The sequence below is a fragment of the Aeromonas sp. 75A genome (assembly GCF_051919425.1).
GTDB lineage: Bacteria > Pseudomonadota > Gammaproteobacteria > Enterobacterales > Aeromonadaceae > Aeromonas > Aeromonas veronii.
Window position 1 is genome coordinate 4,503,512 of sequence record NZ_JBQBES010000002.1, and the last position, 15,996, is coordinate 4,519,507.

Below are 15,996 nucleotides of genomic sequence, written 5' to 3' on the forward strand. Positions count from 1 at the left end.
TTGTAAAAAGGCAACTGGCCGTGACAAGGAAAAGCCGAAATAGCTCACATAATCGGCGAAATCATCCTGAAAGCGGTCACAAATCTGCAGGTTGTGGATTGCAGCACATCCTGTTCCCGCCAAAGCTGGCTTGCCCATTCAGGCATCTATAAAAACAGGGACACAATAATGAAACACACAGCGGGAATATGGGCGATCGCAGGCATGCTGATCGCCCCCTTGGCGCAAGCCGACGTCATACTGCACGCCTTCAACTGGAAGTACAGTGAAGTGACTGCCAAAGCCGATCTTATCAAGTCGGCCGGTTACAAACAGGTACTCATCTCGCCGCCTCTCAAGTCATCAGGCAACGAATGGTGGGCCCGTTACCAGCCGCAGGATCTGCGCCTTGTCGACTCCCCTCTTGGCAACAAGCAGGATCTCGAGCAGCTGATCGCCGCCATGAAGGCGCGGGGCATCGCCGTCTATGCCGATGTGGTGCTCAACCACATGGCCAACGAAAGCTGGAAACGCAGCGATCTCAACTACCCCGGCAACGGGCTGCTGCAGAGCTACGCCAGCAACCCGGCCTATTTCGAGCGCCAGAAACTGTTTGGCGATCTGGGGCAAAACCTCCTCTCCGGTCAGGATTTTCATCCCGAAGGGTGCATCAGTGACTGGAGCGATCCGGGTCATGTCCAGTATTGGCGACTCTGTGGCAGTGCCGGTGACAAGGGGCTGCCGGATCTGGATCCCAACAACTGGGTAGTGAGTCAGCAACAGGCCTATCTCAAAGCACTCAAGGGGATGGGGATCAAGGGTTTTCGGGTCGATGCGGTCAAACACATGAGCGATTACCAGATCAATGCCTTGTTCACCCCCGAAATCAAACAGGGGATGCACGTGTTTGGCGAGGTGATCACCACTGGGGGCGCAGGCAGCACCGATTACGAGCGCTTTCTCAAACCCTACCTCGACAGTAGCGGTCAGGGAGCCTATGACTTTCCGCTGTTTGCCTCCCTGCGTGGCGCGCTGGGGTATGGCGGCAGCATGAACCTGCTGGCGGATCCGGGCGCCTACGGTCAGGCGCTACCGGGCAGTCGCGCCGTCACCTTTGCCGTGACCCACGACATCCCCACCAACGACGGCTTCCGCTATCAGCTCTTAAGCCAGACTGACGAGAAGCTGGCCTATGCCTACCTGCTCGGCCGCGATGGTGGCTCGCCGCTGGTCTATTCGGATCACGGCGAGACCCAGGCCAAGGATGGACTGCGCTGGCAGGATTACTACCAGCGCGCCGATCTCAAGGGGATGATCCGCTTCCACAATGCGGTGCAGGGTCAACCGATGCAGTTGATCGGCAGCGGTGACTGCTTCGTGCTGTTCAAACGGGGCAAACAGGGGCTGGTCGGCATCAACAAGTGCGACTATGAGCAGGAGTATTGGCTCGATACCGCCAGGTTCGAGATGAACTGGTATCGCAACTATCGTGACGTGCTCGACCAAGGTGCCGTGGTCAACGTGCAGAGCCAGTGGGTACGGGTCGCCATTCCCGCCCGCAGCGCCAGAATGTGGCTGCAGGAGTGATCAGGCCAGCACCCGGCCCTACTTTCATCTGCCTGTCATAAAAAGCAGACAAATAAAAAGAGCGACCACCAGGGTCGCTCTTTTTGCTCAGAGACGTTGCTCGGGTAACAGGTGACGATTACTCGTCGCCCGCTTCCCCAGCATCGACCGCATCAGTGCCGGTCGCGGTATCGGTACCTTCAGATACCTCACCGTCAACGGCCAGTGCGTCGTTCTCGTCTTCATCGCTCTCGGCGATGCGCTGCAGGCCAACCACGGTCTCATCTTCACCGGTACGGATCAGACGGACACCGCCGGTGTTACGGCCAATGACGCTCACCTCGGCAACACGGGTACGCACCAGGGTGCCGCCGTTGGTGATCAGCATGATCTGGTCGGTATCTTCGACCTGGATCGCATCGATCACCTTGCCATTACGCTCATCCACCTTGATGGAGATAACGCCCTGGGTACCACGGCTCTTGGTCGGGTATTCTGCCAACGCTGTCCGCTTGCCGTAACCGTTCTCGGTGGCGGTGAGGATGGCACCTTCGCCGCGCGGAACGATGAGGGAAACCACCTTGTCACCGGCGCCCAGCTTGATGCCGCGTACACCGGCGGCGGTACGACCCATGGGACGCACGCCCTTGAAGGTGCCCTTGCTTTCGGTGCCTTCGCCGTTGTCGTTGCCATCATCGTCATTGCCGGCATCGTCGTCGGTTTCAACATCATCGCTGACATCGGCATCAGCGCGACCGCTGCCTTCCGCGAAGCGAACAACTTTGCCCGCGTCGGAGAAAAGCATGATCTCGTTGCTGCCGTCGGTGATATCCACCCCGATCAGCTCATCGCCCTCTTTGAGGTTGATGGCGCGGATACCGGAGGAGAGCGGACGGCTGAAGTCAGAGAGGCTGGTCTTCTTCACGGTACCGTTGGCGGTGGCGAAGAACACATACTTCTCGGCGTCATATTCCTTCACCGGCAGGATAGCGGTGATACGCTCACCCTCTTCCAGCGGCAGCAGGTTGATGATCGGACGACCACGGGCGCCACGGGACGCTTCCGGCAGCTGGTAAACCTTGAGCCAGTAGACCTTGCCACGGGTGGAGAAGCACAGAATGGTGTCGTGGGTGTTGGCCACCAGCAGACGCTCCACAAAGTCCTCTTCCTTGATCCGCGTGGCCGACTTGCCACGACCACCGCGGCGCTGGGCCTCGTAGTCGGAGAGCGGCTGATACTTCACATAGCCCTGGTGAGACAGGGTAACCACCACGTCTTCCGGGGTGATCAGATCTTCGATGTTGATCTCGGCACTGGACATGCTGATCTCGGTGCGACGCTCGTCGCCATACTGCTCACGCACGGCCAGCAGTTCATCGCGGATCACTTCCATCAGACGAGCCGGGCTCGCCAGGATGTGCAGCAGCTCGGCGATCAGATCCAGCAGAGATTGGTACTCTTCCAGGATCTTCTCGTGCTCGAGGCCGGTCAGCTTGTGCAGACGCAGGTCAAGGATGGCCTGGGCTTGCTGTTCGGTCAGGAAGTATTGACCTTCACGGATACCGAACTCGGGCTCCAGCCACTCGGGCCGTGCCGCGTCGTCACCCGCTTTTTCCAGCATGGCGGCCACGTTGCCGAGTTCCCAGCCCTTGGCAACAAGGCCCGCTTTCGCGTCGGCCGGGGTCGCGCTGTGACGGATCAGCTCGATGATGGGATCGATGTTGGCCAGCGCAACCGCCAGACCTTCCAAAATGTGTGCCCGATCCCGCGCCTTGCGCAGTTCGAACACGGTCCGGCGAGTCACCACTTCACGGCGGTGCAGCAGGAACGCATCCAGGATCTCTTTAAGGTTCATCACCTTGGGCTGGTTGTTATCGAGTGCCACCATGTTGATGCCGAACGTGGTCTGCATCTGGGTGTGCTTGTAGAGATTGTTCAGCACAATCTCGCCGGACTCGCCGCGCTTGATTTCGATAACGATGCGCATGCCGTCTTTGTCAGACTCATCGCGCAGGGCACTGATGCCTTCGATCTTCTTCTCTTTGACCAGTTCGGCGATCTTCTCGATCAGTCGAGCCTTGTTCACCTGATAGGGGATCTCGTGAACGATGATGGTCTCGCGACTGGTCTTCTCGTCCACTTCCACTTCAGCTTTGGCCCGCACATAGATGGAGCCACGACCGGTACGGTACGCCTGCACGATGCCGGAACGACCGTTGATAATGCCGCCGGTGGGAAAATCCGGGCCGGTGATGTAGGTCATCAGCTCGTCAATGGTGAGGTCGCCGTTTTCGATCAGCGCCAAGCAGCCATTGACAATCTCGGTGAGGTTGTGAGGCGGAATGTTGGTCGCCATGCCCACCGCAATACCGGAGGAGCCGTTGACCAGCAGGTTGGGAACCTTGGTAGGCATGACCGCCGGGATCATCTCAGTGCCGTCATAGTTCGGCACCCAGTCCACGGTCTCTTTGTCCAGATCGGCCAGCAGCTCGTGGGAGATGCGGGCCATCCGCACTTCGGTATAACGCATCGCCGCGGCGCTGTCGCCGTCGACTGAACCGAAGTTGCCCTGACCATCGACCAGCATGTAACGCATGGAGAAATCCTGCGCCATCCGGACAATGGTGTCATACACAGCGATATCGCCGTGCGGGTGATATTTACCGATTACGTCACCGACCACACGGGCCGATTTTTTATAGGGCTTGTTCCAGTCGTTCCCCAACTCGTTCATAGCAAACAGAACGCGGCGGTGAACCGGTTTCAAGCCATCACGCACATCCGGCAGAGCTCGTCCTACGATCACGCTCATGGCGTAATCAAGATAGGAACTCTTGAGCTCTTCTTCGATGTTGACCGGCGTGATCTCTCTGGCCAGATCGCTCATAGAAAGCCTTATCCCTAATTAGTTGTTCTTTGGCTTAAACAGCGCGACATGGTAACACACTGAGCCAAATACCTTAAGCCACAAATCGGGTATCAGATCGGGCTGGTGTGACAAAGTCCGTCCGTTATAATGCCCGCCAGGACAATAGATTGCGCCCATGACTCAGAAGCGGGCGCCCTGCCACAGGATCTTCGAAAAATGAACAGTGATGCCAATGTCGATCTGACAGAAATCGCCAAGTTTGAAGCCATCGCCTCCCGCTGGTGGGACATGGAAGGTGAATTCAAACCCCTGCATCAAATCAATCCGGTACGCCTTGACTGGATCACCGACAAAAGTGGCGGTCTGTTTGGCAAGCGCATGCTCGATATCGGCTGTGGTGGCGGCATCCTCTCCGAGAGCATGGCCCGCCGTGGCGCAAGGGTCACCGGCATCGACATGGGCAAGGAGCCCCTCGGCGTCGCCCGCCTGCACGCCCTGGAGCAGGGTGTCGAGCTCGAGTACCGCCAGATCACTGCCGAAGCCCATGCCGCCGAAGTACCGGGCCAGTATGACGTGGTCACCTGCATGGAGATGCTGGAGCATGTGCCGGACCCCACTTCCGTGCTGCGCGCCATCGCCACCTTGGTGCGCCCGGGCGGCCGGGTGTTCGTCTCCACCATCAACCGCAACCCCAAATCCTATCTGATGATGATCATCGGGGCCGAATACCTGATGAAGATGGTGCCCAAGGGTACCCACGATCACAAAAAATTCATCACCCCGGCCGAACTGTGTCGCATGGGTGAAGCGGCTGGCCTGCTGGTGCGGGACATGAGCGGCGTCCACTACGCCCCGCTCACCAACCAGTTCAAGCTCGGCAAGAATGTCGACGTCAACTATATGGTTGAGTTTGTCCGCCCGGAGCACGGTTGATGAGCGCCTCTCACCCTCTGCCCCTGCGCGGTGTGCTGTTCGATCTGGATGGTACCCTGCTCGACACAGCCCCGGATCTGGGGGCCGCAGTCAACCACGTGCTGATCAGCGAAGGTTTTGCGCCCCTCTCTGACGACATCATTCGTCAGACCACCTCCCACGGAGCGCTCGGGCTGCTGAAAGCGGGCCTCGGCGACGAACTGCTTGAAGAGCTGGGGGCCACGCGCCTGCGCAATGCCCTGCTCGACTACTACGCGGCCAATCTCTGCGTCGGTACCCGTCCCTATGAGGGAATGGTGGATCTTATCGAGTGGCTGGATGAAAAACAGCTCCCCTGGGGCATCGTCACCAACAAGCCGGGCTTTCTCACCGAGCCGCTGCTGGCGGCCCTGCCAGAGCTTGCCAGCTGCGGCGTCACTGTCAGTGCCGATACCCTGCCGGTACGCAAGCCCGACCCCGCCCCCATGTTCTTTGCTTGTGAGAAGCTGGGGGTCGAGGCGGCTCACTGCCTCTATGTGGGGGATCATGTGCGGGATATCGAAGCAGGCCGCAATGCTGGCATGCGCACCGCGGTCGCTGGCTGGGGCTATCTCAATGATGAGGAAGATCCCGCCCAGTGGGGCGCCGATCTGCAGTTTGATACCGTGCAGGCCCTGCACCACTGGCTGCGCTATGAGTTGACGGCCAAGGCGTAACGCGCAGTCTTACCGGCTGACATGCGAAAACGGGGGCGAAGAGACTCTCCGCCCCTTGCATCTCTTCCTTTACGCTCCTGCGTTCTGCGCCACCATCACTCGTCTATTCATGGATAATAAAGGCAGCTTTCTGCCTGTTGGATACCCATTTGACAAGCTCGCAGCCGTCACAAAGCGGCCACAAACCACCCTCATCTGATGCAAAGCCCTTGCCACGCTGAGCCCGCGGCTGCGACAACTGGACAGCTTTTGACCCTTGTTGCATAAGGGATAATCAGCCGCCGTTTGCTAGTAAAAAGCCCCCCATTTCGCAAGCAAAAAAAGTTATTTAAATTTTCCATCTTCGATCGGGAGACTTGCATTTAGCGGAGCGGACGAATGAAAACCCGCTCACTGTGAGTGGTCACTAACTGATGGGGTAAGACTCACAATTTATCCACAGCTCGTCACTTATCCACACATTGCAATGGCGGGCTGACCTCACTATCTTGTAGCTCGAACTTAAAATAACACTACATCTTGTGATTCATCGCACAATCTCTACCCAACTCCCGCACACCGCCGGGGCCTGGGTGGCGCCATTGTGCGATGGTTTTTCGGGAATCAACTGAAGGTCATCAGCCAATGAACTTGTTTGTGACGAAGCGTAACGGACACAAAGAACCCATCGATCTGGATAAAATTCACCGCGTGCTGGACTGGGCCGCCGAAGGGCTCGACAACGTGTCGGTCTCCCAGGTAGAGCTCAAATCCCACATCCAGTTCTATGACGGTATCCGTACCGCCGACATTCACGAAACCATCATCAAGGCGACGGCTGACCTCATCTCCGAGCAGACCCCAGACTACCAGTACATGGCAGCCCGTCTGGCCATCTTCCACCTGCGCAAGAAGGCCTACGGCCAGTTCGAACCGCCCCACCTCTACCAGCACGTGGCTCGTCTGGTGGACATGGGCAAGTACGACAAGCACCTGCTGGAAGACTACACCCAGGCCGAATTCGAAGAGCTGAACACCCATCTGGATCACTGGCGCGACATGGATTTCTCCTACGCGGCAGTCAAACAGCTGGAAGGCAAATATCTGGTCCAGAACCGCGTTACCGGCGAGATCTACGAGAGCCCGCAGTTCCTCTATATGCTGGTTGCGGCCTGCCTCTTCTCCAAGTATCCGAAAGATACCCGTCTGGACTACATCAAGCGCTTCTATGATGCGGTCTCGACCTTCAAGATCTCCCTGCCGACCCCAATCATGAGCGGCGTGCGCACCCCGACCCGTCAGTTCAGCTCCTGCGTACTGATCGAGTGCGATGACAGCCTGGACTCCATCAACGCCACCGCCAGCTCCATCGTGCGTTACGTTTCCCAGCGCGCCGGTATCGGCATCAACGCTGGGCGCATCCGCGGTCTGGGCAGCCCCATCCGTGGTGGCGAAGCGTTCCACACCGGTTGCATCCCCTTCTACAAATACTTCCAGACTGCCGTGAAGTGCTGCTCCCAGGGCGGCGTGCGAGGCGGTGCGGCCACCCTGTTCTACCCGCTGTGGCACACCGAAGTAGAAAGCCTGCTGGTACTCAAGAACAACCGCGGCGTGGAAGAGAACCGTGTTCGTCACATGGACTACGGCGTGCAGATCAACAAGCTGATGTACCAGCGCCTCATCAAGGGCGGTGACATCACACTGTTCTCCCCGTCCGATGCGCCGGGCCTGTACGACGCCTTCTTCGCCGATCAGGACAAGTTCGAAGAGCTCTACGTCAAGTACGAGCAGGATCCGGCCATTCGCAAGAAGACTCTGAAAGCGGTAGACCTCTTCTCCCTGATGATGCAGGAGCGTGCCGGTACCGGTCGCATCTACATCCAGAACGTGGATCACTGCAACACCCACAGCCCGTTCGACCCGAGCGTCGCGCCGGTACGCCAGTCCAACCTCTGCCTCGAGATTGCGCTGCCGACCAAGCCGCTCAACAACATCGACGACGAGAGTGGCGAAATCGCCCTGTGCACCCTCTCCGCCTTCAACCTCGGTGCCATCGAGAAGCTGGAAGATCTGGAAGAGATGGCCGATCTGGCCGTGCGTGCCCTCGATGCCCTGCTCGACTATCAGGATTACCCGATTGCCGCCGCCAAGAAGGGCAGCATGGGTCGTCGCACCCTGGGGATCGGCGTCATCAACTACGCCTACTACCTGGCCAAAAACGGTGCCCGTTACTCCGACGGCTCCGGTCTGGCCCTGACTCACCGCACCTTCGAGGCCATCCAGTACTATCTGCTGAAAGCCTCCGTGCAGCTGGCCCGCGAGTTCGGCCCCTGCCCGCTGTTTGGCGAGACCACCTATGCCCAGGGCATCCTGCCCATCGACACCTACAAGAAGGATCTGGATGCGCTGTGTAACGAGCCGCTGCATCTGGATTGGGAAAGTCTGCGTGAAGAGATCAAGTCCGTGGGCTTGCGTAACTCCACCCTGACCGCCCTAATGCCGAGCGAGACCTCCAGCCAGATCTCCAACGCCACCAACGGCATCGAGCCGCCACGCGGCCTGGTCTCAGTCAAGGCCTCCAAAGACGGCATTCTCAAACAGGTGGTGCCCGAGTATGATCGCCTGAAAGATCAATACGAATTGCTCTGGAAGCAACCGAGCGTTGACGGCTACCTGCAGCTGGTCGGTATCATGCAGAAGTTTGTGGATCAGGCGATCTCCGCCAACACCAACTACGACCCTGCCCGTTTCGAAGGCAACAAGGTCCCGATGAAACAGCTGCTCAAGGACTTGCTGACCGCCTACAAATACGGCCTCAAGACCCTGTACTATCACAACACCCGTGATGGTGCAGACGATGCCCAGACCGATCTGCAAGATGACGGTTGCGCTGGCGGGGCTTGCAAAATCTAAGTCACGGCAAGAACTGATAACCGGGCGGGAGCGACAAGCTCCCGCTCTCCTGTTTTCTCTATTCACATATTCTGGTAACCATGGCCTATTCAACTTTCTGCCAAACCCAAAACGACCAGCTCAAAGAGCCGATGTTTTTTGGCCAATCGGTCAACGTAGCCCGTTATGATCAACAAAAGCACGAAGTGTTCGAGCGGCTGATCGAGAAGCAGCTCTCCTTCTTCTGGCGCCCGGAAGAGGTGGATGTCTCCCGTGATCGCATCGACTATCAGGCCCTGCCGCCCCACGAGCAGCACATCTTCATCTCCAACCTGAAGTACCAGACTCTGCTGGACTCCATTCAGGGCCGCAGCCCCAACGTGGCACTGCTGCCGCTGGTCTCCATTCCTGAGCTGGAAACCTGGATTGAGACCTGGGCCTTCTCCGAGACCATCCACTCTCGCTCCTACACCCATATCATCCGCAATATCGTCAACACCCCCGCCCAGGTGTTCGACGACATCGTGACCAATGAGCAGATCTTGAAGCGCGCCGGCTCCATCAGCCACTTCTACGACGATCTGATCGAAGCGACCGCCCTCTACAACCTGCACGGTGAAGGGACCCACACCGTCGCAGGCCGCGAAGTGACCATCACATTGCGCGAGCTCAAGAAGAAGCTCTATCTGTGCCTGATGAACGTCAACGCGCTGGAAGCAATCCGCTTCTACGTCAGCTTCGCCTGCTCCTTTGCCTTCGCCGAGCGTGAACTGATGGAAGGCAACGCCAAGATCATCAAGATGATCGCCCGCGACGAAGCGCTGCACCTCACCGGCACCCAGCACATGCTGAATCTGATGCGCACCGGCCAGGATGACCCGGAGATGGCCGAGATCGCCGCCGAGTGCGAACAGGCCTGCTTCGAGATCTTCAAGGAAGCAGCCATTCAGGAGAAAGAGTGGGCCGAGTACCTGTTCCAGGACGGCTCCATGATCGGCCTGAACAAGGACATCCTCTGCCAGTATGTGGAGTACATCACCAACCTGCGCATGAGCGCAGTCGGCCTGCAGCCAGCCTTTGCCGGCACCAAGCAGAACCCGATCCCCTGGATCAACACCTGGCTGTCATCCGACAACGTACAGGTCGCCCCGCAAGAGGTAGAGGTCAGCTCCTATCTGGTCGGTCAGATCGACAGCGAAGTCAATGCCGATGACCTGGGTGATTTCGAGCTGTGAGCGACGCCACCAACACGCTAACCCCTGCCCCGCACGCGCCTGCCGAACAGCATGCGGTCGTGGCACCACGGGTACATACCCGGGATGGTGCCGTGCTGCACGCCCATCCCGACGAAAGCGTGTTGGAGACCCTGGAGCGCCACGGTCATCATGTGGAGTTCCAGTGTCGCAGCGGCTATTGCGGCGCCTGCCGCACTCCGCTGATAGCCGGCAAGGTGCACTATCCTGCGGTGCCGCTGGCATTTGTCGCCCAGGGGGAGTGCCTCCCCTGCTGCTGCAAGCCGGTCGGCGCCATCCGGCTGGATATCCAGAAGAGCTGACGCAGCCACCAGCTGCCACTCTCACAAAATAGAAAGCCGCCGGAGCAATCCGGCGGCTTTTTTTGTCTCTTCACATTACTCGGGCGCCCGATGACAGACGCCCAACCCCTCAGAGGATTACAACCAGGGAGCGGCAGTCGGCCCGTGGTGCAGGCCCAGCTTCCAGACCCGGCCAAAGTGCTTGTAGTGACCGGCTGCGACACCGGCCTTCTCGCCCATGCCATGGTAGAGGTCGAGGTGCCCCTTCTTCACCGCCCCGCCCACATCCAGCGCAATCAACAGCCGCAGCTGGTGCTTGCCGGTCCAGTTGCCCTCTTTGTCGAGCAAAGGGACTTCAGCGAGGATCGGGGTACCCATCGGCAGCAGGGTCTTGTCGGCGGCAACAGCCGCCAGCGGCAGCAGCGGGATACCGGCTGCACCAATCACATCATTGGTGGGGCGGCGCTCGAAGAAGACATAGGAGGGGTTCTGCTCCACCAGCTCCTTGACGCTCTCCTCCGGCTGTCGGTTGGCCCACTCCTTGATGGCCTTCATCGACATCTGCTCTTTGGGCACTTCACCGCGATCGATTAACACCCGGCCGATACTCACGTAACCGTGACCGTTCTTGCCGCTGTAGCCCAGATATTGCAGCCGATCGTCATCCCCGTAATGGACAAAGCCCGAGCCCTGCACATCCATCAGGAAGTTGTCTATAAGGGATTTGCTGTAACCCAGCTCCAGCCCGCGATTGGCCAAGGCCCCCTGATGGATCTCGGCCCGGGTCGGACAGCGACCGCCACATTTGGGCATGGCATAGATGGGATATTTGTACTTGGCATCCGGGCGGTGGCGCACCTCCAGCACCGGCGGCGAGTAGTAACCGGTAAAGAGCACGTTGCCCATGCGATCGGCACCGCCCAGCTGGGCCAGGCTGATACCGTAACGGGTGATGTCGGCAGGGTTGCCACCGCCCGCGACCCAGCGGGAGAGCTGGTGATAGAGCTCGCCATAACGGCGGGTCATCTTGCCGGAGCGCTCCAATACCAGTCTGCTTTGCTGGCCAAACTTGCTGTAGTCGGCACGCGCACGGCTATTGACCCGCTCCACCCTCACCAGATCCTCTGGCAAGGTCCCGTCCAGATACTGCTTGCCCAGATTTTCCGGCACCTCGCAGTTAAGAAAGCATCTGTTGTCGGTCTGCTTTTTGGGCACTTCTGCTTTGTCAGAGTTGCCCGCACAACCGGCCAGTCCCAGCACTGCGGCGGTCAGCCAGTACGCGTGTTTGTTCATATGTCCTCATATAACGCCAAGAGCCATGCTCGGCGGGGAAGATGCCAAATTTGCAGGGGGAAAGCAAACGACATCAATCACTTGAAGAGGGATTTCGCCAAAGGTGACAGCTGGGTTATAACAAGGTGACAGGATGTGCGAGGTGATGGATGGAACAGCTCGAGATCTTCCCGCTGCAGAGCCCCTGCATCGGGGTCTGCGAAGTGAACAACAAGGGCTACTGCAAAGGGTGTTTGCGCAGCCGTGAGGAGCGTTTCAACTGGCTCGCCATGACCACCGCCCAGCAGCAGGATGTAATGCGTCTGTGCCGGGATCGCAAACGCCGGGTCGAGGCTGCGCGGCGCAAGGCACAGGAAGGCGCGCTCAATGAACCGCAAGCACAACCCGGCTGGGATTTTTAAGCGTCTCCCATAGACCACCCTACTCCCCGATACCCACCCCCGCGATCCGGGCCAGTTCACTAAACGCCACAAACAGATGATAAAACGTGCTGGCTGGCGCATGAGAGGTCAGCGGCTTTCCCTCGCTATCTACTTGATCAATCCATTGTCCAGGCTGTGCGGGCAACAGGTAGTAGTGGAAGATCCGCGCAACTACCTCGCGGATCTGACAGGCGGTAGCCTCATCCCCCTGTTGCTCATAGGTCGCCAGGAGTGCTTTCAAATGTTCGGTCTGGCACCAGAGCCGGCTGGTATCGCGATAGGGTTGCCCATCATCGGTCAGCTCATCGATCACCAGCCCGGTTTGCCCGTGCCCGTGGCGGATGGCAAAACGGGTCAATATCCCGATTGCCTCGTCAATCTCGGTGCTGGTTGGCTGGATTTCCCAGCTGCTGGCAAGAGTCCGGTAGCGTGCCAGCAGCCAGCACCACTCGTAGTGATGACCCGGGTCGATAAGACGGGAATCGGCATGACGCACCAGCAGCGCGTCATCGAAAAACTCGCGCAGTAAACCGGGCTCCAGAAAACGCTGACGAAACAGCCGATACAGCGCGGTTGCCCGCTGCTGCCATATCACATCATCAAAGCTGTCTGCCGCTACCAGCAGCGCCTCGAACAGATGCATATGGGGATTTTGGCTGCGCAGTGGGCCAGATGGCCAACTGGAGTGGAATCCACCGTGCAGCGGGTCCAAAAAGAGTTGCTCAATGGTCTGATAGCGCGACTCGGCCTGTTGTTGCCAGCGTGGATCGCCACTCAGACGATAGAGCCAACACTCAGCCAGCAGGGCAAACGCGTATTCATAGCTGCAGACTGATGCGTCAGCAATCGAACCATCCCGATTAATGGAGAAAACGCTATGCCCCGCCCCATCGTCAAAATGACCCATACCGACCAAAGCAGAACGCTCGGCAAGGGTGCGCCCGTCGTACCACCCCAGCAGGGTGGCGTGGCTGAACACATAGATCTGGCGGCTCTGTACCCGAAAACGGGTCGGCTGCCACAAAGGCTGGCCAGCACTATCCAATCCCTCGGCAAACAGACCACGCTCGGGGTCAACCCCCTGCGCGCCCCAAAGGGGCAGCGCCTCGGAGACCAGCCAGCGATGGCAACGCTGTGCGGCCTCAGTCACCTCGATATGCATAAATTACCTCTCGCAACGGCGATAAAAAGGGAGAGCCAGGCTCTCCCTTTGTTGACCAAATGGCCTTGACCCCATCAGAACAGACCGATGGCAACCCCGACAAAGGCCAGCACCAACAGCCCGAGCATCGCTTTGACCGGCGAAACGTTGCGCTTGGCCATCAAATACCAGGTACCCAGCACCACCACCAGCGGCATCAGTTTGGGGAAGATGCCATCCAGCATGCTCTGCACCTGGATATTGACCCCATCCGAGGTGACAAAATCGAGTCCGGTTGAGAGGTTGACATAACTGGCCGCCACCCCGCCCATCACAAAGACCCCAAGCAGGGAGAGCGCCTCGCGCAGCTTGGCCGACTCGGAACTGACCAGAGACTCCACCGAACCAGTGCCCAGCTTGTAGCCCTTCATAAACAACATGTAGGAGCCAGTAATGGCGATGGCGTTGAAGCTGATGATGTAAAACAGCGGCCCCAGCACACTCCCCCCTGCCGCCAGCGCCATCCCGATACTGAGCAGAATGGGCACCAGCATACCGGGGATCATGGAATCACCGATGCCAGCGATGGGGCCCATCAGGCCGACCTTGAGGGTGTTGATGGTCTCACCGTCGATCTTCTCGCCATTGGCCCGCTTCTCTTCAAGCCCGACTGCCAACCCATTGATAATGGCGCCGATCTGGGGCTCGGTGTTGTAGAAGGAGGCATGGCGTTTCATCGCCTCCATCCGTTCAGCCTTGCCGGGATAGAGCTTCTTGAGCGCCGGCATCATGCCGAGGCAAAATCCGAACGATTCGAGTCGCTCGAAGCTCATTGAGGAGAGGTTGTACATCATCCACGAACGCCAGCAGGCACGCAGATCCCGTGAGGTAAGAGCAACCGGCTGCTTGGCCGCCAGTTCCCCTGATTGCAGCTCTGTGTTCATCAGAATTCATCCTCATCATCGGTTTGGGTGGCAGCACGGGCAGCGACTGCAGGGCGTGGTTCCGGCTTGTAGTTATAGTGAATGAGCGCCAGCAGGGCCCCAATCATCACCAGCCCCACCATGTTGAGCTTGAGAAAAACGATGCCGACAAAACCCACCAGGAAGTAGATCAGCATGCTGTTCTGTTTGATGATCTGCTTGAGCAAGATGGCAATGCCGACTGCAGGCAGAATGCCGCCCACCACCGTCATGGTACGGATCACAAGCTCAGGCAGGCTGTTCATGAAGCCTTCGATGTACTGGTTGCCAAAATAGACGGCGATAAAGGTGGGCACGAAACGCAGTACGAAGTTGCTGACCTGCGGGAAGATGGCGCTGTTGAGATAAACCCCCTTTTCATCCCCCTGTTCCATCGCCACGTCTGCTCTGTGGTTCCAGTAGGAGTTGAACACCATCATGAAGTTGAAGAGGATGGTCCCGGCGATGCCGATGGTGGCGGCAATGGCCACGGCAACTGACGGCTCCTTGCCCGACATGACGCCGAGGGCTATGGCCGGAAAGGCGACGAAGTTGAGATCCGCCGGCATGGAACCGCCCGGCGTCACCATGGCGATATAGACCGCCTGCACCGCCACCCCGATGAGGATCCCGGTCTGGATATCACCGAGGATCGCCCCTACCAGCATGCCCGAAACCAGCGGACGGGTAATGGTGTACCAGCCCCCGGTCAATCCCAGCAGCCAGGGGCTGCTGAGGGCACCGAGATAACAGAGTATCCCGATGAGAGTTGCTTCCAGAAACATGATGTTTGCTCCCTATTTCAGCTTTTTCTGGGCATCCGCCCAGCTGTAGTGGCTGGCGTCCGGCACCAGCCGAAAGTCAATCTCGTGGCCAAGGCTGGCCAGATAGTCAAAGGCGGCGATCTCCTGCGCCGTCACCGACTGGTTGGGGCCTATGGTGGTAGTCTGCTCGCGGGCACTCATGGGCCCGACGTTGATCTTGCCGTTGAGATTATCCAGGGAGATCCCGGCGGCGCACAGGCGCTGCAGAGTGACCGGCGACTTGCCAATCACGAAGTAGCGTTTGTCACTGGCGATCACCTTGGGCAACTTGGTAATGGCGGTAGCCACATCAAACAGCCACACCTTGGTGTCCGACACAGCCCCCGTCATCACCTGAGAGAGCAGCGGATCGGCCGCCACCTCATCATCGATCGCGACGATACCGTCACAAGGAAGCTCTCTGGCCCAGCGGGTCACCAACTGACCGTGGATCACCCGATCATCAATGCGTACAAATGAAATCGCCATCTCGCTCTCCTAGAAGTGGTCATCTTGCTGGTGTGCCGCCGGGGCCGCGATCACCATGGATTCCAGTGCCTGCGCCAGCAACTGGCGGGCCGCCTCGTGTACATCGGTCGCAGCAAGCCAGTCGGCACTCATCAGCAGCATGGGAAAATTAACCCCGGTCACCACGGCTACCGGCTGCGGCCATGCGGAATCAAATGCAAAGCGGCATGCCACGTTGTAGGGGGTGCCGCACTCCATGTCGCACAGCACCAACACCCCGTCAGCCCCCGCGCCATGACGGCGCAGGGTCTGTTCAAACTCGGCGCGAAACGCCTCTATTCCTCCCTCTTCGGTCAGAGAAACTGTGGCTACGGCGGGCAACTCGCCGTAGACCATATTGGCGCTGGCCAGCAGGGCCGGCGCCAGTGAACCATGGGTTGCGATAAGGATCCTCAGCATC

Annotated in this window: 14 protein-coding genes; 7 read left to right on the forward strand and 7 right to left on the reverse strand. The window is 58.8% G+C overall.

The window, feature by feature from the left end; genetic code table 11:
- Nucleotides 1–168 precede the first annotated feature (168 nt).
- Nucleotides 169–1,566, forward strand: coding sequence for an alpha-amylase family protein (locus ACTG2T_RS21015; RefSeq protein ID WP_330124308.1), 1,398 nt, complete (start codon nucleotides 169–171; stop codon nucleotides 1,564–1,566).
- Nucleotides 1,567–1,684: 118 nt separating this feature from the next.
- Here ACTG2T_RS21015 and gyrA read toward each other — a convergent pair whose 3' ends face one another.
- Entirely contained in the window at nucleotides 1,685–4,432 is a 2,748-nt protein-coding gene (gene gyrA, locus ACTG2T_RS21020; RefSeq protein ID WP_330124309.1) for a DNA topoisomerase (ATP-hydrolyzing) subunit A, read from the reverse strand.
- Between the two features lie 198 nt (nucleotides 4,433–4,630).
- Between gyrA and ubiG the strand changes: the two genes are divergently transcribed.
- From ubiG to yfaE, 5 genes are all read left to right on the forward strand, one after another.
- On the forward strand, nucleotides 4,631–5,347 hold the full coding sequence (gene ubiG, locus ACTG2T_RS21025) for a bifunctional 2-polyprenyl-6-hydroxyphenol methylase/3-demethylubiquinol 3-O-methyltransferase UbiG (protein WP_103252039.1): 717 nt from the start codon (nucleotides 4,631–4,633) through the stop codon (nucleotides 5,345–5,347).
- The gene (locus ACTG2T_RS21030; protein WP_103252038.1) at nucleotides 5,347–6,042 is read left to right on the forward strand and encodes an HAD family hydrolase; all 696 of its coding nucleotides are present in this window, start codon (nucleotides 5,347–5,349) and stop codon (nucleotides 6,040–6,042) included. Before ubiG ends, ACTG2T_RS21030 begins: the two co-directional genes overlap by 1 nt.
- Before the next feature lie 624 nt (nucleotides 6,043–6,666).
- Entirely contained in the window at nucleotides 6,667–8,934 is a 2,268-nt protein-coding gene (nrdA, locus tag ACTG2T_RS21035; protein ID WP_019838757.1) for a class 1a ribonucleoside-diphosphate reductase subunit alpha, read from the forward strand.
- A gap of 80 nt (nucleotides 8,935–9,014) precedes the next feature.
- Nucleotides 9,015–10,148: a class Ia ribonucleoside-diphosphate reductase subunit beta gene (gene nrdB / locus ACTG2T_RS21040; RefSeq protein ID WP_330124310.1), complete on the forward strand. Its 1,134-nt coding sequence runs from the start codon at nucleotides 9,015–9,017 to the stop codon at nucleotides 10,146–10,148.
- A complete protein-coding gene (yfaE, locus tag ACTG2T_RS21045; protein WP_330124311.1) occupies nucleotides 10,145–10,468 on the forward strand; it encodes a class I ribonucleotide reductase maintenance protein YfaE in 324 nt (107 codons plus the stop codon). The genes nrdB and yfaE overlap by 4 nt, the downstream gene beginning before the upstream one ends.
- A 117-nt stretch (nucleotides 10,469–10,585) precedes the next feature.
- Here yfaE and mltA read toward each other — a convergent pair whose 3' ends face one another.
- The gene (gene mltA, locus ACTG2T_RS21050) at nucleotides 10,586–11,740 is read right to left on the reverse strand and encodes a murein transglycosylase A (RefSeq protein WP_439973818.1); all 1,155 of its coding nucleotides are present in this window, start codon (nucleotides 11,738–11,740) and stop codon (nucleotides 10,586–10,588) included.
- A gap of 149 nt (nucleotides 11,741–11,889) precedes the next feature.
- On the opposite strand from mltA, the gene ACTG2T_RS21055 reads away from it, so the two are divergent.
- On the forward strand, nucleotides 11,890–12,141 hold the full coding sequence (locus tag ACTG2T_RS21055) for a DUF1289 domain-containing protein (RefSeq protein WP_330124313.1): 252 nt from the start codon (nucleotides 11,890–11,892) through the stop codon (nucleotides 12,139–12,141).
- 19 nt (nucleotides 12,142–12,160) lie between these two features.
- Here ACTG2T_RS21055 and ACTG2T_RS21060 read toward each other — a convergent pair whose 3' ends face one another.
- The 5 genes from ACTG2T_RS21060 to ACTG2T_RS21080 form a co-directional block, all read right to left on the reverse strand.
- The gene (locus ACTG2T_RS21060; protein ID WP_330124314.1) at nucleotides 12,161–13,324 is read right to left on the reverse strand and encodes an AGE family epimerase/isomerase; all 1,164 of its coding nucleotides are present in this window, start codon (nucleotides 13,322–13,324) and stop codon (nucleotides 12,161–12,163) included.
- Nucleotides 13,325–13,398: 74 nt separating this feature from the next.
- Complete coding sequence (locus ACTG2T_RS21065; protein WP_064341275.1) at nucleotides 13,399–14,247, reverse strand: PTS system mannose/fructose/sorbose family transporter subunit IID; 849 nt, start codon at nucleotides 14,245–14,247, stop codon at nucleotides 13,399–13,401.
- A complete protein-coding gene (locus ACTG2T_RS21070; RefSeq protein WP_330124315.1) occupies nucleotides 14,247–15,050 on the reverse strand; it encodes a PTS mannose/fructose/sorbose/N-acetylgalactosamine transporter subunit IIC in 804 nt (267 codons plus the stop codon). The genes ACTG2T_RS21065 and ACTG2T_RS21070 overlap by 1 nt, the downstream gene beginning before the upstream one ends.
- 12 nt (nucleotides 15,051–15,062) lie before the next feature.
- Nucleotides 15,063–15,557, reverse strand: a complete 495-nt coding sequence (locus ACTG2T_RS21075; protein WP_330124316.1) for a PTS system mannose/fructose/N-acetylgalactosamine-transporter subunit IIB — start codon at nucleotides 15,555–15,557, stop codon at nucleotides 15,063–15,065.
- A 9-nt stretch (nucleotides 15,558–15,566) separates the two neighbouring features.
- Nucleotides 15,567–15,995 carry a PTS sugar transporter subunit IIA gene (locus tag ACTG2T_RS21080; RefSeq protein ID WP_330124317.1) on the reverse strand — a complete coding sequence of 143 codons (429 nt, stop codon included), beginning with the start codon at nucleotides 15,993–15,995 and terminating at the stop codon, nucleotides 15,567–15,569.
- Nucleotide 15,996: the final 1 nt, after the last annotated feature.